This window comes from Corallococcus sp. AS-1-12 (genome assembly GCF_020036995.1).
GTDB lineage: Bacteria > Myxococcota > Myxococcia > Myxococcales > Myxococcaceae > Corallococcus.
Genome location: NZ_JAIQDD010000032.1, coordinates 18,740 through 43,920, shown reverse-complemented (window position 1 = coordinate 43,920; position 25,181 = coordinate 18,740). Strand labels below are relative to the sequence as shown.

At 71.6% G+C, this 25,181-nt stretch carries 19 protein-coding genes; 8 read left to right on the top strand and 11 right to left on the bottom strand.

The features are described from left to right. Nucleotides 1-17: 17 nt before the first annotated feature. Both K8556_RS33325 and K8556_RS33320 read right to left on the bottom strand, forming a co-directional pair. The gene (locus K8556_RS33325) at nt 18-569 is read right to left on the bottom strand and encodes a PDC sensor domain-containing protein (protein WP_223744150.1); all 552 of its coding nucleotides are present in this window, start codon (nt 567-569) and stop codon (nt 18-20) included. A 196-nt stretch (nt 570-765) separates the two neighbouring features. Beyond that, the gene (locus K8556_RS33320; protein ID WP_223744149.1) at nt 766-1,245 is read right to left on the bottom strand and encodes an MOSC domain-containing protein; all 480 of its coding nucleotides are present in this window, start codon (nt 1,243-1,245) and stop codon (nt 766-768) included. A gap of 98 nt (nt 1,246-1,343) precedes the next feature. Here K8556_RS33320 and fumC point away from each other — a divergent pair, with 98 nt between their 5' ends. After that, a complete protein-coding gene (gene fumC, locus K8556_RS33315; RefSeq protein ID WP_223744148.1) occupies nt 1,344-2,741 on the top strand; it encodes a class II fumarate hydratase in 1,398 nt (465 codons plus the stop codon). A gap of 9 nt (nt 2,742-2,750) precedes the next feature. Here the strand turns inward: fumC and K8556_RS33310 are convergent, their stop codons facing one another. Next, nucleotides 2,751-5,495 carry a hypothetical protein gene (locus K8556_RS33310; RefSeq protein ID WP_223744147.1) on the bottom strand — a complete coding sequence of 915 codons (2,745 nt, stop codon included), beginning with the start codon at nt 5,493-5,495 and terminating at the stop codon, nt 2,751-2,753. A gap of 310 nt (nt 5,496-5,805) precedes the next feature. Between K8556_RS33310 and clpP the strand changes: the two genes are divergently transcribed. After that, nucleotides 5,806-6,405, top strand: coding sequence for an ATP-dependent Clp endopeptidase proteolytic subunit ClpP (gene clpP / locus K8556_RS33305; RefSeq protein WP_223744146.1), 600 nt, complete (start codon nt 5,806-5,808; stop codon nt 6,403-6,405). Between the two features lie 213 nt (nt 6,406-6,618). Beyond that, nucleotides 6,619-6,939 carry a hypothetical protein gene (locus K8556_RS33300; protein WP_223744145.1) on the top strand — a complete coding sequence of 107 codons (321 nt, stop codon included), beginning with the start codon at nt 6,619-6,621 and terminating at the stop codon, nt 6,937-6,939. Nucleotides 6,940-6,942: 3 nt separating this feature from the next. Here the strand turns inward: K8556_RS33300 and K8556_RS33295 are convergent, their stop codons facing one another. The 5 genes from K8556_RS33295 to K8556_RS33275 form a co-directional block, all read right to left on the bottom strand. After that, on the bottom strand, nt 6,943-7,416 hold the full coding sequence (locus K8556_RS33295; protein WP_223744144.1) for a DUF3293 domain-containing protein: 474 nt from the start codon (nt 7,414-7,416) through the stop codon (nt 6,943-6,945). Then, nucleotides 7,409-8,779 (bottom strand): MBL fold metallo-hydrolase, encoded by a 1,371-nt coding sequence (locus tag K8556_RS33290; RefSeq protein WP_223744143.1) that lies wholly within the window; start codon nt 8,777-8,779, stop codon nt 7,409-7,411. Before K8556_RS33290 ends, K8556_RS33295 begins: the two co-directional genes overlap by 8 nt. A 133-nt stretch (nt 8,780-8,912) precedes the next feature. Then, the gene (locus K8556_RS33285) at nt 8,913-10,061 is read right to left on the bottom strand and encodes a serine hydrolase domain-containing protein (protein ID WP_223744142.1); all 1,149 of its coding nucleotides are present in this window, start codon (nt 10,059-10,061) and stop codon (nt 8,913-8,915) included. 72 nt (nt 10,062-10,133) lie between these two features. Beyond that, on the bottom strand, nt 10,134-10,649 hold the full coding sequence (locus K8556_RS33280; protein ID WP_223744141.1) for an ester cyclase: 516 nt from the start codon (nt 10,647-10,649) through the stop codon (nt 10,134-10,136). Then, nucleotides 10,646-13,060, bottom strand: a complete 2,415-nt coding sequence (locus tag K8556_RS33275; protein ID WP_223744140.1) for an acyl-CoA dehydrogenase — start codon at nt 13,058-13,060, stop codon at nt 10,646-10,648. Before K8556_RS33275 ends, K8556_RS33280 begins: the two co-directional genes overlap by 4 nt. Nucleotides 13,061-13,211: 151 nt before the next feature. On the opposite strand from K8556_RS33275, the gene K8556_RS33270 reads away from it, so the two are divergent. Beyond that, entirely contained in the window at nt 13,212-14,480 is a 1,269-nt protein-coding gene (locus K8556_RS33270; protein ID WP_223744139.1) for a phosphatidylserine/phosphatidylglycerophosphate/cardiolipin synthase family protein, read from the top strand. A 3-nt stretch (nt 14,481-14,483) separates the two neighbouring features. Here the strand turns inward: K8556_RS33270 and nth are convergent, their stop codons facing one another. Then, nucleotides 14,484-15,236 (bottom strand): endonuclease III, encoded by a 753-nt coding sequence (nth, locus tag K8556_RS33265; RefSeq protein WP_223744138.1) that lies wholly within the window; start codon nt 15,234-15,236, stop codon nt 14,484-14,486. Nucleotides 15,237-16,129: 893 nt separating this feature from the next. Between nth and K8556_RS33260 the strand changes: the two genes are divergently transcribed. After that, entirely contained in the window at nt 16,130-16,555 is a 426-nt protein-coding gene (locus K8556_RS33260; RefSeq protein WP_223744137.1) for a hypothetical protein, read from the top strand. 3 nt (nt 16,556-16,558) lie between these two features. On the opposite strand, the gene K8556_RS33255 is transcribed toward K8556_RS33260, so the two are convergent. Continuing rightward, nucleotides 16,559-17,059: a GNAT family N-acetyltransferase gene (locus K8556_RS33255; protein WP_223744136.1), complete on the bottom strand. Its 501-nt coding sequence runs from the start codon at nt 17,057-17,059 to the stop codon at nt 16,559-16,561. Between the two features lie 166 nt (nt 17,060-17,225). Here K8556_RS33255 and K8556_RS33250 point away from each other — a divergent pair, with 166 nt between their 5' ends. The 3 genes from K8556_RS33250 to K8556_RS33240 all read left to right on the top strand — a co-directional run bounded on the left by K8556_RS33250 (nt 17,226) and on the right by K8556_RS33240 (nt 24,367). Further along, the gene (locus K8556_RS33250) at nt 17,226-22,931 is read left to right on the top strand and encodes a hypothetical protein (RefSeq protein WP_223744135.1); all 5,706 of its coding nucleotides are present in this window, start codon (nt 17,226-17,228) and stop codon (nt 22,929-22,931) included. Nucleotides 22,932-22,964: 33 nt separating this feature from the next. Further along, nucleotides 22,965-23,888 carry a CHAP domain-containing protein gene (locus K8556_RS33245; RefSeq protein ID WP_223744134.1) on the top strand — a complete coding sequence of 308 codons (924 nt, stop codon included), beginning with the start codon at nt 22,965-22,967 and terminating at the stop codon, nt 23,886-23,888. Nucleotides 23,889-23,965: 77 nt separating this feature from the next. Then, nucleotides 23,966-24,367, top strand: coding sequence for a hypothetical protein (locus K8556_RS33240; protein WP_223744133.1), 402 nt, complete (start codon nt 23,966-23,968; stop codon nt 24,365-24,367). A 13-nt stretch (nt 24,368-24,380) separates the two neighbouring features. Here K8556_RS33240 and bla read toward each other — a convergent pair whose 3' ends face one another. Further along, entirely contained in the window at nt 24,381-25,145 is a 765-nt protein-coding gene (bla, locus tag K8556_RS33235) for a subclass B1 metallo-beta-lactamase (protein ID WP_223744132.1), read from the bottom strand. Nucleotides 25,146-25,181: the final 36 nt, after the last annotated feature.

Here is a 25,181-nt window from a genome sequence, read left to right as displayed (position 1 = left end):
CGGGTGGACGGTCGGTGTCACAGGTCGAGCAGGGACAGGCCCACGGTGAGCGCGCCAATCACCCGGGCGCCGTCGCGGACGGGGAGGGACACCTGGATGACGTAGGCTTGGGAGGACTCGTCGAAGAAGGGGGCTTCCTTCAGCGCGGGGCCGCCGCGGCCCCCGGCGTAGGTGAGGCGCCACTTGTCCTCGTCGCCCTGCCAGTAGTCGGACGTGCGCCGGCTGGCGCAGACGAGCGCGCCCTGATCATCCATGGCGAAGGCCTCCGCCAGCGCCGGGCCCAGGTGCTCCCGCAGGCGGCGGAGCGCGCCCGTGCAGGGGCCGTCCAGCACGCGCTGCTTGTGCGGCGTGAGGGCCGGGGTGGCCAGCCATTCCGCGTCCAGTTGCTGGATGGTGGCGAGCGGCGTGCGGCGCGCGTTCTGGGCGCGCAGGGCGCGCACCACCTCCGGGTCTTCCGCCAGGCGCCGCAGGTGGGGCATCACCCGGTCCACCTTCCGGAGCTGCGCGGCGCCGTCCGGAGGCAACTGCCCCCAGGCCGCCAGCGCCAAACCCAGCCATTGAATGGACATGCAGGCGCCCCAGGAGCCGTGAGAACGATTGAAAAAGTGTGTCACGGACCCCCTGGCGGAGTCACCCAGGCAGGCGCGATTTGAATAATTCAAGCAATGCTTGTTTTCATCGGGTTCAGGGCAGGCGGCGTTGCACGGGCCTGTCTTGCTGCCTCCACATGCCGGGCACGGTCGGCCGTTGGCTTCCGGTGACGGTTCAGGGCAGCTTCGGCCGGATGATGCGCGGTGCGTCCGGGTTCACGTCCAGCAGGCGTACCGTGTCACCTTCATGCACGGTGCCTGCCTTCAGCACCCGCGCGAGCTGACCCCTGCGGCCCCAGCCATCCTTCAAGAGGCCAGGGCGCAGGGCGTCCAGCTTCCAGCAGGGCACGCAGGGCTCGGTCAGCTCCACCACCACCTCGCCCCCCAGCGCCAGCCGCTGTCCCGGGGGCAGCGCGTCCAGGGCAAGCCCTTCCACCAGTACGTTCTCCTTGAGCGCGCCCTCGGGCACGTCCAGCGCCGCGCGCTGCGCTTCGTCCAGGAGCAGGAGCTGGCGCTTGTGGCCCACCGGCCTGCGCTGGTGGCGGTCTCCTTCGAAGCCGTGCTGCTCCACGGCGCGCGCCTCCGGGACCCGGCGCATGGGGGTGCCGCGCTCCTGGGCCAGGAAGAGGGCCTTGATGATTCCAGGGGTGCTCACGACGTGACACTAACGCCGGGTCCTTCACTCTGTCCTGCCGCGGTGGCGCGGCGGTGTTAATCGCGCGGGACAGCGGTCCTGCCCTGGAGAGAGCCACCGTGAGCACGAAGAACGTTCGCATCGAGAAGGACACCTTGGGTCCCATCGAAGTCCCCGCCGACCGGCTCTGGGGCGCGCAGACGCAGCGCAGCCGCCAGAACTTCGCCATCTCCTCGGAGCGCATGCCCCTGGCGCTCGTGCACGCGCTGGTGCTGGTGAAGAAGGCCGCCGCGCTCGTGAACCAGGAGAACGGCTCCCTCTCCCGGGAGAAGGCCCAGGCCATCGTGAAGGCCGCGGACGAGGTGCTCGCCGGCCAGCATGACGAGGAGTTCCCCCTGCTCGTGTGGCAGACGGGCAGCGGCACGCAGACGAACATGAACTGCAACGAGGTGCTGGCCAACCGCGCCTCGGAGCTCCTGGGCGGCGAGCGGGGCGAGGGCCGCAAGGTCCACGCCAACGACGACGTCAACAAGGGGCAGAGCTCCAACGACGTGTTCCCCACCGCGATGAACGTGGCCGCCGTGGAGGCCGTGGTGAAGCAGGTGCTGCCGGAGCTCGGGGCCCTGCGCGACGTGCTCGCCCAGAAGTCCCAGGCCTTCCAGTCCATCGTGAAGATTGGCCGCACGCACCTGCAGGACGCGACCCCGCTCACCCTGGGGCAGGAGTTCAGCGGCTACGTGGCGCAGTTGGACCGCGCGAAGGGCCACCTCGAGGCGGCCCTGCCGCACATGCGGGAGCTGGCGCTGGGCGGCACCGCGGTGGGCACCGGCCTCAACGCGCCCCCGGGCTACGCCGAGCGCGTGGCGGCCGAGATCGCGAAGCTCACCGGCCACGCCTTCGTCACCGCGCCCAACAAGTTCGAGGCGCTGGCCGCCAACGACGCGCTGGTGCAGGGGCACGGCGCGCTCAAGGGGCTGGCGGCGGTGCTGTTCAAGGTGGCCAACGACATCCGCTGGCTGTCGTCCGGGCCGCGCTCGGGCATTGGTGAAATCAACATCCCGGAGAACGAGCCGGGCAGCTCCATCATGCCGGGCAAGGTGAACCCCACGCAGAGCGAGGCGCTCACCATGCTGTCCGCCCAGGTGATGGGCAACGACGTGGCCATCTCCCTGGGCGGCGCGTCCGGCAACTTCGAGCTCAACGTCTTCAAGCCGCTCATCATCCAGAACTTCCTGCAGAGCTGCCGCCTGCTCGCGGACGGCATGCGCAGCTTCCGCCTGAACTGCGCGGTGGGCATCGAGCCCAACCTCCCGCGCCTCCAGGAGAACCTCCAGCGCAGCCTGATGCTCGTCACCGCGCTCAACCCGCACATCGGCTACGACAACGCGGCGAAGATCGCCAGGACGGCCCACAAGCAGGGCAAGACGCTGAAGGAGGTGGCGGTGGAGCTGGGGCTCGTCACCGCCGAGCAGTTCGACCAGTGGGTCCGCCCGGAGAAGATGACCGGGAACCTGTAGGCCCTTGCCTCACGGCATGGGCAGGGCCCACAGCTCGCGGCCCTGGGTGGGCGTCCAGGCCGGGAAGAAGACGCGGTCACCCGAGGGCACCATGGGCCCACCGGGTGCGGAGGCCTGGGGCCCCGGCGCGATGTCCCCGACGCGCACCGTGCCCTCGGGCGTGCCGTCCGTCCTCCACGGCTCCAGGCCGGAGGCGCCGTCCGACGCGGCGAAGAGGAAGGGGCCTCCGGGCCTGCTCCGCACGAGCGGGCCCGGCGTCGCCACCGCGCTCATCCCCGCCCGCGCCTGCATCAGCAGGGTGGGGGCGCTCCCCGGCTCCGCGCGCCACAGGCCGTAGCCGTTCGCGGGGGTCGCGGCCCAGAAGAGGAGGTGGCCGTCCTGGACCGTCAGGTGGCTGGGCCACAGGGGCGTGCCTTCCGGCCCGAAGCTGCCCGCCATGGGGTTCATGACCTGCCCGTCCGTCCGGCACACCTGGGGCGCGCCCTGTCCGAAGCCGCAGGGGAAGTAGAACGCGTCCCCCAGGGCCACGCCGGGATCCCCCAGCGTCGGATGGGCGCCGGGCATGACGCCCACGGACACCGTGCCCTCGGGGGTGCCGTCGCTCTTCCAGAGCGTGAGGGACTCGCCGCCGCTTCCGGTCCAGAAGAAGAGGTGGTTGCCCATGGCGGCACCTCCGAAGATGAGCGAGTTGAACTCCGGGGGCGTGAGGCGCACGGTGCCCGCCTCGGTGCCGTCGCTGGTCCACAGCTCCGCGTGGTTCATGCTCTTGCTCACCGCGAAGAAGAGCCGCGAGCCCACGGGCATGAGGTTCGTCGCGTAGTAGGGCGCGAGGCCGGTCTTCAGCCGCACGGTGCCCGCCTCCGTGCCGTCCGTCTTCCACAGCTCGTCCGGGCTGCTGCCCGACTGCCCGGAGGTGGCCATGAAGTACGCCTGGCCCCCCGCGATGACGGGGCGGAAGGTGAACAGCAGCGGATCCGTGGCCGTGAACCAGCGGCTCAGCGAGGACGCGAGCCGGGTGGCGTTCCCGGTCACCGGATCGTAGCGCCAGAGGGAGAAGGCCCCCCCGAGCTCCGGCGCCCTGGCCCCGAGCAGGAGCCGTCCGTTCACGACGGTGAGCATCTCCGGTGACAGCGACACGCGGCCGTCCGGGCCCGTGACGGGAGGCTTCGCCTGGACCGTTCCCTCCGCCGTGCCATCGCTCTTCCACAGCCTCCACGCGTCCATCCGGGTGGGGTCGCGCTGGGTGAAGTACAGCGTGCCTCCCAGGTCCACCGCTTCCGTGGCCCCGTCCCAGGCGTCCGCGGGCAGGGGGGATGGCGGCACGGCCTGGGTCGCGGGGCCTGGACTGCCATTGTGCGTCCAGAGCCCGTCCTCCAGGCTCGCGAGGTAGAGGACGCCTCGCGCCCGCAGCTCCAGGCTCATGGGGACCGGCAGCGCATCCGACACGGCCGTGGCCTCGGCGGTCGCTCCCGCGCGCCACAGCCGGAGCGACGTGTCCGTCAGCGAGGTGGCCAGGAAGAGGAGGGCGTCGTCGGTGGCGATCATCCGTCCCCCGGTGGGGCTTGGATCCAACCGTTCACCGCCGACGCGGCCGTTCATGCGCGTCGTGCCCGCCTGGGTCCCGTCGGTGCGGAACAGGCGCGTCCCGGCCTCCGTGCTCGCGGCGAAGTAGACGTGGACGCCCTGGCGCGTGAACGCGATGGGATGGGAGCTCGCGGTGCCGGGGTTCATGTCGGCGATGAGGGCGGTGCCCTCCGTCGTGCCATCCGTCCGCCAGGGCTCGCTACCGGTCAGCGGGTCCTCGCCGCTGAAGAACGCCACGCCGTCCCGCACGAAGAAGCCGTCCGCGTCCCGGCCCGGGGCGATGTCCGCGAACGGGAAGGTGCCGTCCTCCGTTCCGTCCGAGTGCCAGAGGACCGTCTTGCGAAGGCCTCCCAGGGCCTCCGCCCAGAAGATCACCTGGCCGCCCAGCGTCGTGAGGCGCCGCGGCGTCGCTCCCACTCCGGTCGGGGGCAGGAGCACCAGCCGCCGCGTCCCCTCCGGCGTCCCGTCCGTCCTCACCAACTGCCAGCCCCCAACGGCGGTCCGGGCGGTGACCAGCACCGCGTTGCCCAGCGTCGCGGCGCTCGAGTCCCTCAGGGAGAGGCGGGCGTCGGCTGGCAATCCCAGCTTCCGGCTGCCTTCGGGCGTGCCGTCGCTGAACCAGAGCGACGCCGCGTCCTCGCCGGAGTCCGTGAAGTCCGGCGCCGACAGGTAGACGCCGCCGCCGCTCGCGGCGACGAGGAAGCCCGGGCGGCGGGGCAGCGCCAGCAACTGGGTGGTGCTCTCCGCGGTTCCCCGGGTGCGGAACAGCGCGAAGGTGTCCGCGTCGCGAGGCGTGACGATGTCGAGGGCGTAGGTCGTCCGGGCCACGAAGTACACGCTGCCGTCGTCCGCCCGCGTGAAGGAGTCCGGCTCGGAGCCCGGAAACCCGGGCAGCAGGTCCAGCAGCAGCGCGGTCCCCTGCGCGGAGCCGTCGGTCGTCCAGAGCTCGCGGCCGTGGACGCCGTCGTCCTGGGTGAACAGGAGCGTGGTGCCCAGGTCCATCAGGTCGCGGGGCGCGCTCGTCCTAGTTCCGGGCCGGTCTCCCGTCTGTCCATCCCAGACGGGGTATGCGTCCCGGGGACCTTCCGGCGTGCTCGGGCTCTTGTCGCCGCAGGCCATCCCCAGGACCAGCGCACCCGCCAGCAGCAGCTTCACGGACTTCGACGACATGCATCCCCCTCTGCGCTGGCCCCGCAGTGTCGGGTCCAACGTGGCGGGAATCCCTATCAAATCCGCTGGAGCCTTGGACAGACACGCTCCGGTGAGCCGATAGGATTTCCGCGTCAGCGCAGGGGCTGCCCCCGCCGGACCCGCCGTTCACCCCAACGGTGGGTGCGTGTCGGCGGGGGGAGGGGGCGGGGCGGGGGCCCTGGCCATGCGACGGGGCGCCGTGTTCCTACACCCCCAAGCGTGGGGCAGCGCACGCTCCAGCAAGAAGGGAGGAGCGCGCGGGATGGGGGACGATTAGGGTACGGGGGCCATGAACGTCCCCTTCGTCATTGAGACCACGCACCGCGGCGAGCGGGCGTACGACCTCTACAGCCGTCTGCTCAAGGACCGCATCATCCTCCTGGGCACGCCCATCAACGACGATGTGGCCAACCTCATCGTCGCCCAGTTGCTGTTCCTGGAGTCCGAGGACCCGGACAAGGGCATCAACCTCTACATCAACTCGCCCGGTGGCTCCGTCACGGCGGCGCTCGCGATGTATGACACGATGCAGTACGTCAAGTGCCCGGTGTCCACCATCTGCGTGGGGCAGGCGGCCTCCGCGGGCGCGCTGCTGCTGCTGGCGGGCTCCAAGGGCAAGCGCTACGCCCTGCCCAACAGCCGCATCATGATTCACCAGCCGCTGGGCGGCGCGCAGGGCCAGGCGACGGACATCGACATCCAGGCCAAGGAGATCCTCCGCCTGCGCACGTACCTCAACGGCCTGTTCGTGAAGCACACGGGCCACACCATCGAGCGCATCGAGAAGGACACCGAGCGCGACTACTTCATGAGCGCCGAGGAGGCCCGGCAGTACGGCCTCATCGACGAGGTCGTGGAGCGCGCCTCGGGCGTGCCCACGCCCAAGTAGGTTCCATTCCAGCAGGGACCGGAGGAGCAGGCCCCGCGCCGCTGCTCCGGGCAGGCATCCGAAGGGTAGCGGCACCGCAAGCCGTCCCACGGTGCAGCTTGACGGGAGCGTGGCCAGTGTCTGGACATGGCTCCCCGTCTCCTTGCCGTCGCTCTCTTGCCTGCACTCCTGGCGGGTGTGGGTTGTGCCACGGGCCCCACGGGCCGTCTGCCCGTGCCCCCCAGCTCACAACCGGTGCAGGAGCAACTGGGGGAACGCAACGTCGTCGACGCGGGGGCGGAGTACGCCCGGCAGAACGGCATGGTGCTGGCGGAGGCGGGTCAGGCGGTGCGCATCCGCCCCAACTACTGGCGGATCCGCTTCGCGCTCCCGCAGGAGGGCTCCGGGAAGTTCCTGGAGCTGGACTTCGACGAGCTGGCGCAGCGGGTGACGGGGGCGCGGCGCATCGACCTCAACCCCTCCCTGCTGCCCATGCCCAGGACCTCCCTGCCCAGCGAATCGAGCCCCGCGACCGGTGGCTCGGGTCCCCAGTGAGGGCTACGGCCGCCGCGTGACGCGGTCGTGCGCCGGGGGCTGGGCCCGGCACATCACCAGCTCCGCGGCGCCGCCCACGGTGCCCCAGAGCACGGCCTCCTGGTCGAACAGGCGGCCCATGCGCACGGCCTCTTCGCGGGACAGACCGGGGACGAAGAGGCTCTCCTCGGACCAGCGGCGGTCCTCGGCCACGCCCACGGCGGACACGCTCGGGTGGCCCCGGGCTTCGAGCAGCGCGAGCAGTCGCTGCTGGAGGCGCGCGTTGGTGCGGGGCGGACGCGCGTGCGCGCGCGGGTTCCACGCGGTGAGGAAGGCCCAGGTGGTGAAGCCATGCGCGGCGAGCGCGGCGTCGAGCTCCGGATGCAGGCCCTCCACGCGCAGCACGTGCTTGCGGTCTCCGACCAGCGGATGCGGGCGCACGACGTAGCCCGTGGCCTTGAAGGCCGCGTGCAGCGCGTCCCGCCGCGCTTCACTCATGCGGGGTCGCGACCGCCGGGGTCACGGGGAGCGGTGCCGCCGGTGCGCTCGGCTTCGCGGTCTGCGCGGTCTGCGCGCCCTGCGGACTCACGGCCGCGGGCACCGGGAGCAGCGGCAGCGCCGGGTGCCCCTCCCGCAGCTTGGGCGGAATCTGGCTGGCCACGATGGGGGCCTCCTCCGCCGTCTTCCACGGACGGTCGGGCCACCAGCGCTCCAGGGGCGGCGGCGTCAGCGCGAGGAAGTCCTGCCCGGGCCGGGGCGCGGTGATGCCCACGCCGTCGTGCTTCGCGGCCACCAGCGAGCGCTCGATGGGCTCCGTCCAGCCGTGGTACGCCAGCGTCACCAGCCCCCAGTGCACCGGCAGCATCAACCGGCCCTGCACCAGCCGGTGGGCCAGCACCGCCTGCTCCGGCCCCAGGTGCCAGTCCGGCCAGCCCGCGCCGTACTGGCCCGCCTCAATCATCGTCAAATCGAACGGCCCCAGCTTCGCGCCAATCTCCTCCATGGCGGGGAACAGGCCCGTGTCGCCGGAGTAGTAGACGCGGTGCTTGGGCCCCACCAGCGCCCAGCCCGCCCACAGCGTCTTGTTCTGCTGGAGGAACCGGCCGGACGCGTGCCGCGCGGGCGTGCACACGATGTCCAGCCCCTTCACCTTCGTGCGCTCCCACCAGTCCAGCTCCACGATGCGGTTCGCCGGCACGCCCCAGTATTCCAGGTGCGCGCCCACGCCCAGCGGCACCACGAACGTGGTGTCCCAGTCCTTCATCGCTTCAATGGTGGCGAAGTCCAGGTGGTCGTAGTGGTCGTGCGAAATCACCACCGCGTCGATGGGCGGCAGCGCGTCCAGCGCGATGGGCGCGGGGAACCAGCGCTTCGGGCCAATCCACCCCAGGGGTGACGTGCGCTCGCCCCACACGGGGTCGGTGAGCACGCGGTGGCCGTCCACCTCCACCAGCGTGGACGAGTGGCCCATCCAGGTGACGCGCAGGCCGTCCTCGGGCGGCGTGGCGAAGCGCTTCGGGTCGATGCGGTCCACCACCACCGGCATGCGGGGCGTGCTCTCCTCGCTGGAGCGGAACAGGTCCGACAGCGTCCGCTCCCAGTTGTTGAGGATGGGCTGCGGGTTCTCGAAGCCTCCGTCCAGCCACTGCGGCGAGCGCGTCATCCGCTCCAACCGCGCCCCTTCCGGCACCCTGCCGAACGCACGCCATCCGTCGATGACGACGACCAGCAGGAACGCACCCAAGAGGACCAGGCCCCATCCGAACAGGCGCAACAACCTGCCGCCCCAGGACGGCCTCTGGCCGTAGGAGGGAAAGGCCGTGCGGAAGGCCTTCTGTCGGGCCTTGTCCGCGGCCCGCATGGGTCCCGCGTTCATCCTCATCCCCGGACCCTGCTGGCTCCGGTGCACAGGTGTCAATGGGGAGACATCGCGCTACGCCCCGGTTTTTCCTGACTCCGGCGGCGTCGAGGAGGACCCGTGGCCGTTCGCCGCGCTACCGGGTCTGGGCCACGGCGTCCCGGATGGCCGGCCGCAGTTGCTGCTCCAGCGCCATGGCGAAGGCGACCACGCGTTCGACCTGGGTGACCTCCAGCTCCATGCCCAGGATGGCGTAGTAGCCGCTGTCGCGGTCCACCCACGGCGTGAAGCCGAACGCCCCGGGGGACGACACCGCCGCGCAGCCGGTGGACGGCGTGGCGCACTCCAGCCACGCGGTGAGGCCATAGCGGAACGGCAGCCCCACGTCCGCCATGGGCGAGCTGCCCACCTCGACGGTGTAGGGCTCGCGCGCCTGCGCCTCGAAGAGGGACTGGGACGCGTAGCGTGCGCCGTCCACGGTGACGCCCTGGTGGTACACGATGGCCAGGAGCTTCGCGTACTCGTCCATGGTGGCGCGCAGGCCGCCGGCGATGAGCGGGTTGGTGGTACCCAGGGTGTTGCGCGGGAAGGTGTAGTACGCGAGCGCCTCATCGGTGAGCCCCAGCGGCGCCTTCACCTGCTCCGCGAAGAGCTGCTTCCACTCCTTGCCGGTGAGCACCTCCGCCATCCGCGCGGCGACGTGCAGGTGCGTGGAGCCGTAGTCGAAGCGCGTGCCGGGCGGGGCCACCATCGCCGCGGCGGCGATTTGATCCACGCACTGGGCCAGCGTGATGCCGGACTGCGCGTTGCAGTTGGCGGTGGGGTTCAGCCCGGAGGTGAAGGACAGCAGGTGGCGCAGGGTGATGGTGCCCTGGGCGCCCGTCCACCCGAGCACCTGGCCCGTGGTGGTGTCCAGTGACAGCACCCCCGCGTCCACCAGCCGGAACAGCACCAGGCCTGACACCATCTTGGACGCGGACGCGATGGCCACGCGGCGCGTGGGCTCGAAGTCGCCTTGGTTCTTCACGAAGACGCGCCGGTCCTGGGCGTCGTAGACGGCGAGCGACAGGCCCGGCACGCCCGCGTCCGCCACGGCCGCCGTGACGATGGCGTCCACGCTCGCCCACGGGTCCTGGCTTCCGGCGTCCCCGGTGCCCGCGTCAACGGTGGCGCCCGCGTCCGGCGTCTCCTGCGTGCCGCCGTCGTCCGCGGGGCCTCCGGACGTGGGGGGGCTCCCGCACGCGGTCAGGGTGAGGGCCAGCAGCAACGCTCGAAGATGGGGCACCAGGAGGCTCCTGAAGAGAGGGAGCCTCCATCAACCCGCGGCAGGCGGAAGAGTTGCGGCGGGAAGTCGCCGTCAGGACCCGGGCGGCACGACCTTGAACCCGCGCTGGAGCAGCGGGGCCAGCCGGTCCGTCAGGTCCCACGACTCCACCAGCCGGCCGTCGCGCAGCCGGTACAGCGAGTCCCCGTGGAACGTGAGCGGGCGGGATTTGCCGTCCGCGGTGGGCGGCCCCTGGGTGTCCGTGCCCGTCGCGCGCCAGCGCACCATCACCCAGTCGTCCTCCGCCATCACGTGGAGCAGCTCGAACTGGAGGTCCGGGAAGAGGGTGAACCCGGCCTCCGCCTGCGTCCGCACCACCTCCGGGCCGCGCAGGTCCTGGGGCGCGCCCTCGGAGCGGTCCACGTAGTCGGCCGCGACGTACTCCGGGATGCGCTCCAGGCGCTTCTGGTTGTAGATCTCCTCGGTGAACAGGCGGGCGCGCTCCTTGTTGGACTCGCCCACCCGCCGGGCCCGCTCCGCCGGGGACACCGTCGCGCAACCGGTGAGCCCCACGAGCCCCAACACCACCCACGACACACAGATCCTCATGACGCGCGGGAATCTGCCGGGCCCGCACGGGCGCTGTCAGCCGCCGTGTCGTCGAACCGTTCACCGCCGGGCGCCAGCCGCCCCAGCCCGATGGGCGCCGCCAGGCAGGTGTCGGGGATGCCGAACGCGTCCACCAGTCCGACCGCGTCCGGCCGCAATTCCTCGCACAGCTTCACGCGCTCCTTGCGGATGGCCTGGGCCTTGGGGGCCGTGAGCCAGCCGTGCTCCAGGAACCAGCCGCTGGCGGACTCCAGGCAGGACAGGCCGAAGAGGTCCGCCATGCGCCCCAGCACCGGCTTGAGCGCTTCATCCTTCACGTCCGCCACGCCGCGCAGGAACTGCTCCAGCACGATGCGCTCCACGCTCGCGTGCGCCAGGGCCAGCAGGTGCGCCTGCACCTGGTTGAAGGCGTCGAAGGCCTCCACGCCCGCGGTGAGCCGCTTGCGGATGCGCTTGGACACGGACGCGAGCAGGGCCTCCTCGCGGAAGCGCAGGGCGCGCAGTTGGAAGTCGCTGTCGCGCAGGTGGTCCGTGTCCGTGCGCCGGCCGGCGATGGGGTTCCTGTCCGTGAGCACCGTGGTGGCCTGGTCCACGAGGAGGCGCAGCACGGCGAAGACGCGGTCGTCCTCGAAGCGCTGGCGGTAGCCCGTGAGCAGGCCCTTGGCGACCAGTTGCATGAGCACGGTGTTGTCGCCCTCGAACGTGGTGAACACGTCCGTGTCCGCCTTGAGCGCCGCGAACCGGTTCGCGGTGAGGTAGCCCTGGCCGCCGCACGCCTCGCGGCACTCCTGGATGGTGGCGGTGGCGCTCCACGACGCGTAGGCCTTGAGGCCCGCGGCGAGCGCCTCCACCTCGCGCGCGTCGTCCTCCGTGCGGTGGACGTAGCGGTCCACCAGGTACTCCAGCGCGAAGTCCACCGCGTACGCCTTGGCGACGAGCGGCAGCAGCCGCAGTTGGTGCGCCTGGTGGTCCAGCAGGCGCACCTCGGGCGCGCCCTGGGGGCCGAACTGGCGGCGCAGGTCGCCGTAGCGCACGGCGATGGTCAGCGCGCTCTTGGCGGCGGACAGGGACGCGCACGCCACGCTCACGCGGCCCGCGACGAGCGCGCCCAGCATGGTGAAGAAGCGCTTGGAGTCGCCGGTGATGGAGGAGGTGTACTCGCCTCCCTCCGTCACCTGGCCGTAGCGGTCGAGCAGGTTGTCGCGCGGCACGCGCACGTGGTCGAACCACAGCCGGCCGTTGTCCACGCCGTTGAGGCCCATCTTCTCGCCGCAGTCCTCGATGCGGATGCCCGGCAGGACCTGGCCCTTCTCATCGCGCAGCGGGACGAGCAGCGCGTGCACGCCCAGCCGCTCCCCGTCCAGCTCCAGTTGCGCGAACACGGTGGCGATGCGCGCGTGGCGGGCGGCGTTGCCGATCCACTCCTTGCGCGCGGTCTCCGACGGCGTGTGGAGGACGAACTCGCCCGTGGCCGCGTCGTAGCGGGCCACCGTCTCGCAGTCGCGCACGTTGGAGCCGTGGCCCAGCTCGCTCATCGCGAAGCAGCCGGGCAGCTCCAGCGAGGCGACCCGGGGCAGGTACTTCTGGTGGTGCCGCTTCGTGCCCAGGAACAGGATGCTGGAGCCGAACAGGCCGAAGTGCACCCCCGCCTTGATGACGAGGCTCAGGTCGAAGAAGGCCATCGTCTCGAACGCGGCGATGAACGCGCCCAGGTCCCCGCCGCCCTCGCGGCCCTTGGGGAAGGCGAGCTGCCCCAGGCCGTCGTTGGCCAGGTGCTTGAGCCAGTCGAAGACCTGGTCGCGGTAGGCGGTGGTGGAGAGCCCTTCCTTGTAGCGGAAGTCCGCGTCCTCCAGCCAACCGCGCACCCGCCGGCGCACGTCCGCGTAGGTGCGGTCCAGCACCGCCGTCATCGCCGCCGGGTCGAAGGAGGCCGTGTGCGAGCGGGGCTCCGCGTGCGGCACGCGCGACGCCCTGGGCACCAGCGAGCGCACCGCCTCTTTTCCGTCCACGCCCAGGGTGGCCTCGATGGAGGCCAGGGCCCGGGCCAGCTCCGCGGGCGGGATGTTCAGGGGCGCTTCACCCGCGAGCGCCTGGGCCAACTGCACGCCCAGCTCCGCCAGGTTCTGCTGCTCACTGGTGGCCAGCTTCTCCGCGGTGGCGCGGATGTGTTCACGCACCAGGGCCAGCTCGCGGGGCGGGGGCGGACGCAGCGGATCCACCCAGAGGGCCAGGACGGAGCTGGACCTGAGATCCAACCAGGGCTGGGCGCGGGCCGCGGCGCCCAGGGCGCGCAGCTCGTCGCCCGTCAGCTCGCCGTCCGTCCAGGCGACGTACAGCATGGGGACCAGCGGGGCGAGGCTGGGGGTGGACAGGAGCTCCCGGGCGGAGGGGCGAGATGGGGCGTCGAGCATGCGGACTCTCCAGGCGAGGGAACGGAATCCGGGCAGTGTCGCCACGGTGGAAGGCTCCGGCAACGATGGAATGGGGTCCTGTTCACCGGCCGGAGCGGAAGGCGGGCGGTGACTCCCGGCGGCGCCTGGACGTTCATACGTTGCCGGGGACATGAGCGAGCTCACGGACGAGTTGCTGCCCCAGCCGGGGGCGCATGGGTTTGACGGTGGCGACGAGACGCGCAAGCACGAGATGCAGGGCCCGTTCGAGCTGCCACCGGGGCCCGAGGGCTTCTCGTTCGCGCTCTTCCAGGCCACGGGCGTGGGGCTGGCACCGGGACACCGGATGCACCTGTTGGAGAACAGCCAGGTCTTCGACCGGATGTTGGAGGACATCCGCGCGGCGAAGCACAGCGTGCACATGCTCGTGTACATCTGGCGGCCGTGCGAGCTGTCGGACCGGTTCGTGGAGGCGCTGATGGAGCGCTCGCGCGCGGGCGTGCAGTGCCGCGTGGTGGTGGACCCCGTGGGCAGCGAGGAGACGACGGGGGACAAGGACTTCGACCAGCAGATTGAAGGGCGGCTGAAGGACGCGGGCGTGGAGGTGCACTACTACCGGCTGCTCGCGGGCAAGGTGCTGGGGCGGCTGCTCAGCCGTTCACACCAGAAGATCGTCGTGGTGGACGGGCGCATCGCGTACACGGGCGGCTTCGGCATCTGGAAGGTCTGGGAGGGGGAGGGGCTGAAGGAGGACAACTGGCGCGACACGCACATCCGGGTGGAGGGGCCGGAGGTGCGGCGCATCCAGGTGACGTTCGCCAAGCACTGGCTGGAGTCCGGCGGAAGCTTCCTGCCGCGCGAGTGCTTCCCGGAGCTGGAGGCGGACGGGGGAGGGTGCGCGGCGTTCATCGACAGCTCCGGGCGGTTGGGCATCACCGAGGCGGAGCGGATGGTGCGGCTGGTGGTGGCCGCCGCGACGAAGCGGCTGTGGATCGCCAACGCGTACTTCACGCCGCCCAACGACATCCTGGAGCAGTTGGAGGTGAAGGTCCGTCAGGGCGTGGACGTGCGGGTGCTGGGCCCGGGGCCGCACCACGACGTGCCGGTGGTGCGCGCGTCGCAGCGGTCCACGTATGAGCGGCTCCTGGCGGCGGGGGTGCGCATCTGGGAGTACCAGCCGGCGATGCTGCACTCGAAGACGATGCTGGTGGATGACTGGCTGTGCGTCGTGGGCTCCACGAACCTGGATCCGCTGTCGCTCAACAAGTTGAGCGAGGGGTCGCTGGTGTTCGAGGACCGGGAGATTGCTTCGAAGCTGGAGGGGTGCTGGGAGAAGGACGTGCGGCACTCGAAGGAGATCTCCCTGGAGAACGGCGGCCGGACGAACCCGTGGCGGAGGTTCGCGCGGCGGGCCACGCAGTGGGCGGGGCACGACCGGTAGGGCTCAGCGGTGGGAGGTGACGCCCTCCTGCCGGCAGTAGGGGAGGACGGGGCAGGTGGAGCACTTCGGGCGGGAGCCGGTGCACACGTGCTTGCCGAAGGGGACGAGGAGCCGGTTGAGCTCCACCCAGTGGGGGCGGGGGAGCACGGCTTCGAGCGCGGCGAGGGTGCGCTCCGGCGTGGAGGCCTTCACGTAGCCCCAGCGGTTGGTGACGCGGTGGACGTGGATGTCCACGCTGATGACCTCATGGCCGCAGGCGATGCCGAGCGCCAGGTGCGCGCACTTGGGGCCCACGCCCTTGAAGGACTGGAGCACGTCCGGATCCGCGGGGAGCTGCCCGTGGAACGCGTCGCGCGTGCGCACGGCGATGGCGTGGACCTGGTGGGCCTTGCCTTCGTGGAAGGTGACGGGGCGGATGAGGGCGTCGATTTCTTCGGGCGTGAGGCGCGCGAGGGCTTCGGGCGTGCGCGCGCGGCTCAGGAGGCGGAGTGAGGCGGGGAGGCTGACTTCATCGAGCGTGCGGATGGAGAGGATGCACGCGATGAGCTGTTCGAAGAGGGAGCCGTGGCCCTTCGCGGCGAGCTCGAACATGGCGGCGTCCGCGAAGGAGCGGACTTCATGGCGCACGCGGCGGAGGACCTCCTCGATGTCGAAGGGGAGCTTGTCCGTGTCTGACGGAGCCGCGTGCACGGCGCGGGCGCTCTGGATGCGTGGCGCCCGCCGTGGACCTGCCGTCGTCTGCTTCTTGAGCGCCATGCGCGCCTCCTGACCTGGGAAGTTGGGTCCGGAGTTCATGACGGGCCGGGCGCACTTGCCGGGCCGGTGGGCGGGCGGTCAGGCTGGCGGGGTGATACGGCCACATCCCTTCTGGACGCTCCTGCTGCTGGTGCTCGCTTGCGCGAGTCCGAGGATCTATTTCCTGAGCAGTGAGCTGCCCCAGTTGGAGAACAACCCGAAGCTGATTGTCGCGCCTGGACCCTGGGCGCATCCTGAGGTCCCCGTGGTCTACGCGGACATGGGCGCCGTTCCTGATGACCTGGTGCTCCCCGCGCTCAAGGCCTTGATGGCGCTTCCAGGGGCCACGGATGCGTGTGATGCGAACACGGGACGCCCGCGACCCGATGCTACCGAGTACTGCCTTGCGGTGTATCGGACGCCGAAGGACTGGCGTGTCTCCTGGCCCGTCCGGAAACAGATGGGGGAGCGGGGAGGCTGTCAGCCTCCCATGGGCGGTGTCGTGGACCAGGACTTCGGAAGCGACCTGCCCATCTTCGGCTTCGCCCATAACCATCCATGCGGAACGGACATGAGCAGCGCGGACCTGCGGGTGTTTCCGGCCGTCAGACTCGGCGAGGCACGCTGGACGATGATTGAGTACGCCGTGTCTCCTGGTGGGAAGCCTGCTCGGGACTCCCGTGGGCGCCCCATTCCCGCCTGGGCTTGGTTGGCGACAGGACATGCGGACGAACCTCGGTTCCTGAAATGGAACTTCGAGGGGGAGGTCTTCCGCTGGAGCGAGCCGGAGCGAAGCTGGCGGCTCGCGGCCCGATGCGAGCCCGCGCCTCCCAGCAATATCGGGTCGACCCTTTCTCCTCCAAAGTGCTACCCCCGATGATGCGAGTCCATCGTTTCCACTGGCGAGGTGCCCTTTGCTGAAGCCTCATCACGTCCTGCTGCTGGTGTCGCTCGTGGCGGATGGTGGAAGCACGCCCTTTCGGCCCGATGCCGGGGTTCCTGCAAAGGTGGATGGAGGCGCATCGGACGCAGGCATCCAGTGGCCCACGGACCTGCGCCCGCTCGCGACGCTGGATGGGCCCGCTGTCCTGGCGGCCCATGCCGCGCTCCAGCGCGTCCTTGCCAGTTTTCCCAAGCAGGAAGCGGGGGCTTGTGAGTCGTCCGCCCGTTCGCTGGACGTGGTGGTGGGGCTGGAGGGCGGCGTCTACTTCGTCCGGGTCGACCGGCGGCTCGACCGGTGTGGATGGCCCGTGGGCAGTCAATTGGAGTTCGACTGGTTCGAGCTGTATGCCGTATCGCCCGAGGGCAAGGTCCTCGGGCGACGCGCGGTCATGCCTTAGCGCTCACGTCCCCTGGGTCAGGTTCATCGCGTACCAGCGGTCGCAGCCGAAGTGGCCGGTGCGGCCCATGGGGGCGCAGAGCGGTTCGAAGCCGACCTTGCGGTAGAGCTTCTGGGCTTGATCCATGCCCGCCAGCGTCTCCAGGTAGCACTGCTTGAAGCCGGCGCTTCGCGCGAACTCCAGACAGTGTCTCAACAAGCGCTCGCCCATGCCGTGGCCTCGGGCCGTGGGCAGGAAGTACATCTTCCGCAGCTCGCAGACGTCCGGTGCTCCTCCGTCCAGCGGCGCGATGCCCGCGCCTCCCACCACCTGGCCCCCATGCTCCACCACGAAGTACACGTGCCGGGGACGGCCGTAGGCCGCGCTCATCGCGTCCACCTCCGGGTCGTGGATCGCGAACCCCGGGCCGTCCGCTCCGAACTCTGGCATCACCGCGCGGATGATCGCCGCCACCGCCGCGTCGTCCCGGGCCTCGATGGGCCTCAACGTCAGTTCCGTGCTCATGACCTCCACGGTCCCATGACTCACGGCCTCCGGCCAGCGGCGACCGGTGTGCACCTGTGCAGCGCCCTGCACAACCGCCACTCGCCCGACGCACCCCGGTGGATTTCAATCCCGTGCCTTTCCAGGGCATTCTCCGTGGCACGGTCGTTGTAGAGGGGGAAGTTCCATGTACTGTCCTGCCTGCCGACAAGAACGCCTGGGAAGCGCGTCCCAGTGCGTCGTCTGTGGCAATCGTCTCGCCGCCCGCGCCCGCTCCGCCATCGAGGCCGAGCTCGCGCATGTCCACTTCCTCCTGGACGAGGTGCGCCGCTGGGACGTCCACGACGTGCCACCCCACGTCGCCCGCCGCCTCACCGAGCGCTACGAGCGCCAGGCCCGCATCCTCCTCTCCGTCCTCACCGAGACGCCCGTCGACGCGCTGCCGTCCGCGCCCGTCGAGCTTCGCGACGAGGCCGTGGCGCCTCCGACGATGGGGGAGGGCGCTGTCGCCCTCGGCCCCGTGTCGCTTCCCACCGTGGACGCGGCCTCCGATGTGACCCCTGTCGCGCAGGCCGTGACCTCCGACGCCGCGGTGGTGTCCGTCACGCAGGGCTCCGCGGATGACTTCGCCGCTCACGCTGCTGTTGTCGATGACTCCGTCTCGGACGCCTCCGCCTCTGCTGCCGCCGTTGAACACGCCGCTGTCGCTCAGGACGCGCACTCCGCTGTCACCAACGAGGCTGCCTCCGACGCATCCGCGACTCCGGGCTCCACGGGCACGGGCGCGACCTTCCACTTCAACTCGCTCGACCTCATCGCGTGTCTGGGCATCGCCTCGCTGTCGGATGGCTCCGCGGCTCGCCGGTTGAACGCGGGCCGTGTCTCCGCTGAATCCCGCGCGCGCGACGTCAACGCGCAGCGGACCGCTCGCCAGTTGCCTCCGAACCCGGCCGAGCCGTTCATGGAGCCCCCCGCTCCGAAGAGCCGCACCGCCCGCATCGTCGAGGAGACCTCGACGTGGAGCCGCGTGTGGCGGCCGTTCCTCTACGAGAGCATCGCGTGGTTCATCGGCGCGTTCCTCATCCTCTCCGGCACGCTCTACTTCGTCTTCGAGTCCTGGGCCGGGATGACGTCCGTCACCCGCTCGCTCACCGTCTTCCTCATGACCGTGGGCTACTCCGTCGGCTTCTCCGTGTGGGGCGGCTTCCTCGCCCGCCGCGAGTCGCTGCGCAAGCCGGGTCACATCCTCGGTCTCATCGGCTCCGCGGTGGCTCCGCTCGGCGGCGTCGCGCTGGGGCCCCTGGGCTTCGGTGACGCGCTCCAACTCGACGGCGTGCGCCCTCTGCTGCTCGTGCCGCTCCTCTTCGCCTGGTCCGGCGTCGCCGCGTGGCTCGCCCGCAAGCCCGTCGAGTCCTTCGACGCGCCCTCGCGCGCGTTCATCCAACTGGGCCTCGTTGGCGCCACGCTCATCATGGGCCTGGCCCCCGTGGCCGCGCGCGCGGGCGTCCCGGCGGTGTGGCTCAACGCCCTGCCGTGCCTCCTCTTCTTCCTGCTGTCGAGCAAGGCCCCCGCGACCCCTCGGCAGGGCGGCGCGCTCACCTTCGCGCTCGCCGCGCCCCTGTTCCTCACCGCGATGTTCGCCATCCGGTTGCACCTGGCCCTGGGCGCCCTGGGGACCGCCGTTCCTCCTGGCACCTACGCGCCCTTCGCGGCGTTCCTGCTCGCCACCTGCCTGCGCTTCCGCACGCTCGATGAGAAGCGCGCCGCGGATCCGCTCGCCGTCATCACCATCGCGCTCCAGGTGGCCTGCCTCGCGGGCGCCGTCGTGGGCACTCGGCCCGCCTTCTTCTTCACCGCCGCCATCTTCACCGGCACGCTCGTGTCGCTGTCGCGCGGCCCCGTGAACCGCCTGCCGTGGCTCTACCCGGCGTACGCGGGCGCCTACTTCAGCTATGCGTCCAGCGCGCAGTTGATCCCCCACGCCCTCACGCTCCTCCTCAACGCCATCAAGACGCGCATGGGCTACCCGCCCTCGGCGCCGCTGCCGTTCCAGTACGGCGCGCTGACGGCCCTTCCGTTCGTGCTCGCGGGCCTGGTGCTCGCGTTCTTCTCCCAGCGGCGCGGCGAGCGCACCGGTGACGCTCGCGCCCTGGGGCTCGCGGACGTGCTGCTGCGCTGCACCACCTGGGCCGCGCCCGCGTTCGCCCTCTACTCCCACCTGGGGCCCGACTCGCGCCCCTCGTTCTTCGCCACGCTCGCCCTGGCCGGGATGTCCCTGGGCGCGGGCCTGCTGTTCAAGCGCTTCCCGCTGTCCGCCGTGGGGGCGGTGCTCTTCGGCCTGCTGCCCTTCAGCGCCTTCCGCGTCTACGGCGCGGCCCCCGCGGCCGTCGTGTCCGGCGTCCTCGCCCTGGGCCTCGCGGGCCTCGTGTGGCGTCTTGCGGACGAGCGCACGCGGCGCTTCATCTCCGCCGTGGCCGGCGTCATCGCGACGTGCGGGTTCGCCATCGCGCTGGGCACCACCCCCGTCGCCGCGCCCGTCGTGGGCATGACGCTGGGGGCCGCGGGCGCGCTGCTGGCCGCGTACCGGCTGCGCGACGAGAACTTCCTGGCCTACGGGGCCTTCCTCGCGGGCGCCATCCTGCCGAAGCTGGCGGCGGCCCACTCCACGCAGGCGCTGGTCGCGGCGATGGTGGGCGGCTCGCTGGCGCTGGCGCTCCTGGGCGAGCGCGGCGGCCTGCTCAAGCGGTTCGGCGTGCCGGGCCTCCTGTACGCCGGGCTCGCGGTGATGTGGGGTCTGACCAACCACATCTTCATGGGCCCCGTGCTCTTCACCGCCGCCGCGACGGTGGCGGTGGCCTCGCGCAGCTTCCCCGGCGTGCGGCCGTTCGCTGTCGTGCTCGTGGGCCTCGCGCTCCTGCCGGACGTGCCGCACGGCTACACCGCATGGGGGCTGTCGCCGGGGTTGTCGCTGGTGCTGCTCGCCGCCGCATCGCTCGCGGGCTCCATCGTCGCCGCGCGCAAGGGCAAGAGCGCGAGCACCACCACGGCGGGCATCCTCGCGCTCCTCCTGCCGCTGGTGCCGGTGGCCCTGTCCCGCTCCGGCGAACAGACCCTGTTCCTGATGGGCGCGGCGCTGGCGGCGCTCTTCACCGCCCGCACGCTGCCCGTGACGCTGGGATTGATGCTGGCCTCCATCGAGGCCGTCTTCGCGCTGCACACGTCCGGCCCGCTGGCCCTGCTGGGGCTCGCCACGTTCCTCAGCGTCCTGGCCCTCCTGGAGGACGTGCCCGTGGTGCGGCGCATCGCCGCGGGTGGCGAGTCCTTCCGCATCGTCGCCACGCTGAGCGCGATGGTGGTGCTGGCGGACGCCACCCTGGCGTGGGACGGGCACGCGCTGTCGGCGCTTCGCGGCGCCACGCAACTGGCGCTCATCGGCCCGGCGCTGCTTCCGCTGTTGTGGACGCGCTCGCTGCACCGGCCCTTCGCCGCGGCGCTGATGGTGCCCTACGGCGTGGTGACCCTGATGGCGTGGCACCCGCCCTTCGCGTGGACCGCGCTGCTCCCGCTGTTCCCGCTGCTGGTGGTGCGCGTCGTGGAGCACGTGCCGGCCGCCGCCTCGCTGCTCCTGCGCGCGCGGGAGGAGCGCCCACGCCATGAGCTGTCCATGAGCATGCAGGTGGCGCTCGCGTGCCTGGGGGGACTGGCGCTGCTGGTCCCGGAGCAGGAGCTGAGCCAGCGCACGGCCCTGTTCTGCGCCATCGCGCTGGTGCCCATGCCGGGCCCGCTGCCCTCCGTCCGCGTCATCGGCGCGTCCCTGCTGCTGATGTTCATCCCGGAGGCGCGGCCCTGGGCCACGGGCCTGCTGCTGGCCCTGGCGCTGGCGGAGCACCACGCGCCCCAGGCGCTGGCCTCCTTCTTCCGGAGCCCGCGTGACACGGCGCTGCGCGCCTCCGCCACGGGCTCGGCGCTGGCGCTGGCCGCGATGTCCACGCTGGTGTCGCCGACCCCTGGCGCGCTGACGGTGCTGGGCGCGGTGGTGGCGGTGTCCGCGTTCCTGCTGTCGCAGCGCTGGCTGCTCACCGCGGCGGTGGCGGCGTTCGCGCTGGCGCCGCTGGGCCAGACGGGAACCCACGCGGTGGGCGAGTGGCGTCCGGAGGGGGCCCTGCTCGTCGCGGCCGTGGGCCTGGCCTCCGCGCTGCTGTCCGCGCTGTGCCAGTCCGGCGCCGTGCAGCGCACGCTGACGAACGTCACCGCGCGCCTGACGCCCGGCATCGAGGGCACCTGGAGCGAGCCGCTGTGGGCCGGCGGCGCTGGCACCGTGGCGCTGCTCGTGGGGATGCGGCTGTTGGACGCGGGGCCGGGCGAGCTGCCCCTGTCCGTGGCGCTGGTCGCGGGCGCCGCGTCGCTGACGCTGATGGTGACGCGCGAGCGCCTGATGATGAACGCCGCCACGGCGCTGCTCGGGCTGGTGCTGGTCGCCGCGGTGCCGCCGCTGTGGGCGCCCGCGATGGTGGCGGGCACGGGCCTGCTGCTGGCCGCCGCCGGCTTCGCGCTGGACAGGCGCGGCGTGGCGGTGGGCGCGGCGCTGCACCACGGCGGCGCGGTGCTGGCGCTGCTGTCCCTGGCGGGCCTGCGCTCGCTCACGCACCCGGGCATGCCGCTGTGCGTGTTCTTCGCGTGGACCACGGCGTGGGTGGTGGTGCTGCGCCGCCGCGACCGCGAGTGGGTGGGATGGATTGCGTCCCTCTTCGCCGAGCACGCCTTCCTCCTGCACTACGGCGCGACGCACTCCACCGGCCGGGGCGCGCAGTTCCTCCTGCCGTACCTGGGCGCGGCGACGGCGCTGCTCGCCACGCTGGTGCTGTCCGTGGCGGGCCGGGCGGTGCGCGGGCGCATGGGGCGGGCGTTCTCCCTCATCGCCCTCACGGAGGTCCTGTTCGCGGTGCTGGCGGTGCGTCTGCCGGGCGGCGCCGCGCGCGAGGCGTGGGTGGCGTGCGGCGGGCTGGTGGTCCTGCTGTTCGCCCTGGTGCGCCACGCGGCGCGCGAGGAGGACGAAGCCGCGGCGTGGCTCGCGCAGGCGACGGTGGCGCTGGGCTACTTCTGCGTGCGCTTCATCGGCCTGGACGCACGGCCCGACGCCGCGGACAGCCTGGTGTCCATCCTGGGCGGCGCGGTCTTCATCGGCCTGCACCTCTTCGTGCGGCGCGAGGGCTCGGGCCTCCAGGCCTTCCGTCGTCCCGCCGTGGCGGGCGCGTGGCTCTTCCCGCTGGCGGGCCTGTTGACGGTGCCGTGGAGCCATCCGTTCATCGCGGTGGCGCTGCTCGTGGGCTACGCGGCGCACTTCGCGGCGCTCGGGGCGTTCACGAAGCAGCGGGGCCTCGCGTCGACGATGTCGGTCGCCGCCTTCAACACGGCGCTGTACCTCGTGTGGCTGGGCACGGGCTCCGGCGAGCCGCAGTACTACGTCATCCCCGCGGGCCTCTCCCTGCTCCTGCTCCTGCGCGTCTTCCGCAAGTCCCTGTCCCAGGACGCCTACGCGCAGCTTCGCGCCCTGGCGGTGACGGGCATCTACGTGGCGGGCGCGTGGAAGCCGCTGCTCTTCAACGACGGCGAGGCGATGCTCCTGTGCGTGTTCCTCTGCCTCGTGGGCGTGGGCGCGGGCATCGCGCTGCGGATCCGCTCCTACGTGTACCTGGGCTCGGCGTTCCTGGTGACGGCGGTGGCCGCCAACCTGGTGCGCTTTGGCATGCGCGACCACCGCGTGGGCGCCCTGTTCCTGTCGATGCTGGGGCTGCTCGTGGTGGGATTCATGGTGGTGCTCAGCGCCCACCGCGCAGCCCTGCTCCAGAAGTACGCCCGGGTGCGCGACCTGCTCGCGACCTGGGAGGGATGATCCCTGTTTGACGTAAAACGAATCCGGGGTTGAATGCGCCCGCGTTCACCCCCGGAGGACTTGTTGCTGCTGCGCCGTTCGTCGCTCGTCACCCTGATGTCGCTGGGCTGCCTGGTGGGTTGTGCGCACGTCCCGGACGCCGCGCCTCGCATGGCGGTGGAACTCCCGGTCGCGCCCGTCGCGCGGCCTTCCGTGGAAGCCCCAAGCGTCGCGCCGGTGGGCGCGGTGGGCGCACTCAACGTGAAGTCCGAAGCGCCTCCGCCGCTGGCCTTCGTGACGCCGGAGGGCAGCGAGGGACTGGCGGCGCTGCTGGAGGCGGATCCGCACCCGGTGCCGGAGGAGGCGGGCGTCATCGCGGCGGCGCTGGAGGCCGCGGCGCTCTTCACCGGGCCCACGCAGGGGCCGGGCGGCTTCTGGGATGAGCTGCTGCCGCCGCCGTCGAAGCTGGCGCGCGGCATCGTGGCGCGCGCGGCGCAGTTGGTGGGCGCGCGGCGGTTGGACCGCTCGGTGCCCAATGACTGTTCGGGGCTGGTGCGGCTGGCGTACCTGCAGGCCGGCATCGACCTGGTGGCGCACGGCTTCCTCGCGGGAGAGAACGCGGTGACGGGCATCTTCCGGCGCGCGCAGGCGGCGGGCGCGGTGCACCGGCTGAACCCGCGTCCGGGCGACCTGGCGTTCTTCAAGGAGACGTACGACCGCAACCGCGACGGCAAGCGCAACGACGGCATGACGCACATCGCGGTCGTGGAGAGCGTGGCGCCGGACGGCACCGTGACGTTCATCCACCGGGGCGGCAAGGGCGTGGCGCGCAGCCGCATGAACCTGGCGCGCCCCACGGTGCACAAGCTCAACTCCGGTGCGCTGCTCAACGATTTCATCCGACCGGCGAGCAAGGGGATGCGCGCGTACCTCGCGGGTGAGCTGTTCGTCGCGTTCGCCTCACCTGGAGCTTTGTAGTCTCACGGCAGTCGCTGGGGCCTGCTCGCACCGCGAGCGCGTTTGAATCCAGACGCGGCTGTGGCGTCATCCCGCGCATGAGACTGCCCCTGCTCCTGGGAAGCCTGTTGCTGTCGTCCGGCTGCATCGTGGCGGAGACGCGTCCGCACAGGCCGCCTCCGAGGCCTCCGCCGTCACGGCCCGTGGCGATGGGCTACGACGAAGCCGTGCGGCGCGGGTTCGACCAGTGCCGTTCGCGCGGCTACCGCTGTGACCTGCAGGAGGCGCACCTCACCGGCAACGACGTGTGGAAGGTGAAGTTCCGCGTGGACGGCCGGGGCCAGAAGGGCCACCTGCACCTGGACTACGACGCGTACTCGCGCAACCTCATCAAGGTGAACGACAAGGTGAAGGACAAGGGCGGCCGCGGCTGGGACGACGACGACTGGGACGGCCCGGGGCGTGGCAAGAAGAAGGGCCACGCGCACCGGGACGACTGAAGCCCCGCGCGGTTCAGCGTGAGGCCTTCTTCAGCAGGGCCTCGGTGTGGTCGAGCAGCTCCGTTCCACCGGGCTGCTCGTGTCCGGGGATGATGATGCGGGCATCGGGGAAGTGCGCGCGAGCGGCCTTGAAGCTCGCGGGCCACGCGGCGACGTCCGCGTCCTCCAGGTTGCCCAGGCTCTTGGCGCGGGCGTCCTTGATGAAGCAGCCGCCATAGAGGATGCCTGACGCCGGGTGCATGACGACGAGGTTGTCGGGCGAGTGCCCCGCGCCGGGGAAGAACACGGACAGCGGCCCGAAGTCCTGCGCGTCCGTCAGCCGCTTCGAGGGGACGGGGTTGCTCTCCTTGCCCGCGCGCAGCGCGGTGTCCTCCCGGGCGTGGACGGGGATGTCCTGCGCGTCGAGCGTGGGGATGCCGCCGGTCCGGTCAATGTGGAAGTGCGTCACCAGCGCGGCGCGCACGGGGTGGTGGAGCGTGTCCTTCGCCCAGGTGAGCAGCGCCTGGGATTGCTCGGGCGTCCAGCCGGTGTCGACGAGGATGGACGCGTCACCGTCCTCCACGAGGAGCCCGTTCGCGGCGGTGCCTCCCCAGTCCTTGCCCGCGTTCGTGATGTGCATCCACACGCCAGGGGCGATGCGGCGCACGCGCACGTCCTTCGCGAGCACGGTCTCCTCCGGCTTGGCGGCCTTGGAGTTCTTCGTCTTGGGCGGCGCCGCGGAGGCGGTGGCGGCACAGGCGAGGACGGTGATGAGGGTGATGCAGCGCAGGGGGTTCATGGGGCTCCGGAAGGGGACGGCAAGGGAGGCCCGCCG

Excerpts from the sequence above, each read along its gene's own strand:
- K8556_RS33325 (WP_223744150.1), bottom strand. The coding sequence starts at position 569 with ATGTCCATTCAATGGCTGGGTTTGGCGCTGGCGGCCTGGGGGCAGTTG.
- K8556_RS33310 (WP_223744147.1), bottom strand. The coding sequence starts at position 5,495 with ATGTCGTCGAAGTCCGTGAAGCTGCTGCTGGCGGGTGCGCTGGTCCTG.
- clpP (WP_223744146.1), top strand. The coding sequence starts at position 5,806 with ATGAACGTCCCCTTCGTCATTGAGACCACGCACCGCGGCGAGCGGGCG.
- K8556_RS33295 (WP_223744144.1), bottom strand. The coding sequence starts at position 7,416 with ATGAGTGAAGCGCGGCGGGACGCGCTGCACGCGGCCTTCAAGGCCACG.
- K8556_RS33290 (WP_223744143.1), bottom strand. The coding sequence starts at position 8,779 with ATGCGGGCCGCGGACAAGGCCCGACAGAAGGCCTTCCGCACGGCCTTT.
- K8556_RS33280 (WP_223744141.1), bottom strand. The coding sequence starts at position 10,649 with ATGAGGATCTGTGTGTCGTGGGTGGTGTTGGGGCTCGTGGGGCTCACC.
- K8556_RS33275 (WP_223744140.1), bottom strand. The coding sequence starts at position 13,060 with ATGCTCGACGCCCCATCTCGCCCCTCCGCCCGGGAGCTCCTGTCCACC.
- K8556_RS33270 (WP_223744139.1), top strand. The coding sequence starts at position 13,212 with ATGAGCGAGCTCACGGACGAGTTGCTGCCCCAGCCGGGGGCGCATGGG.
- nth (WP_223744138.1), bottom strand. The coding sequence starts at position 15,236 with ATGGCGCTCAAGAAGCAGACGACGGCAGGTCCACGGCGGGCGCCACGC.
- K8556_RS33255 (WP_223744136.1), bottom strand. The coding sequence starts at position 17,059 with ATGAGCACGGAACTGACGTTGAGGCCCATCGAGGCCCGGGACGACGCG.
- K8556_RS33250 (WP_223744135.1), top strand. The coding sequence starts at position 17,226 with ATGTACTGTCCTGCCTGCCGACAAGAACGCCTGGGAAGCGCGTCCCAG.
- K8556_RS33245 (WP_223744134.1), top strand. The coding sequence starts at position 22,965 with ATGCGCCCGCGTTCACCCCCGGAGGACTTGTTGCTGCTGCGCCGTTCG.
- K8556_RS33240 (WP_223744133.1), top strand. The coding sequence starts at position 23,966 with ATGAGACTGCCCCTGCTCCTGGGAAGCCTGTTGCTGTCGTCCGGCTGC.
- bla (WP_223744132.1), bottom strand. The coding sequence starts at position 25,145 with ATGAACCCCCTGCGCTGCATCACCCTCATCACCGTCCTCGCCTGTGCC.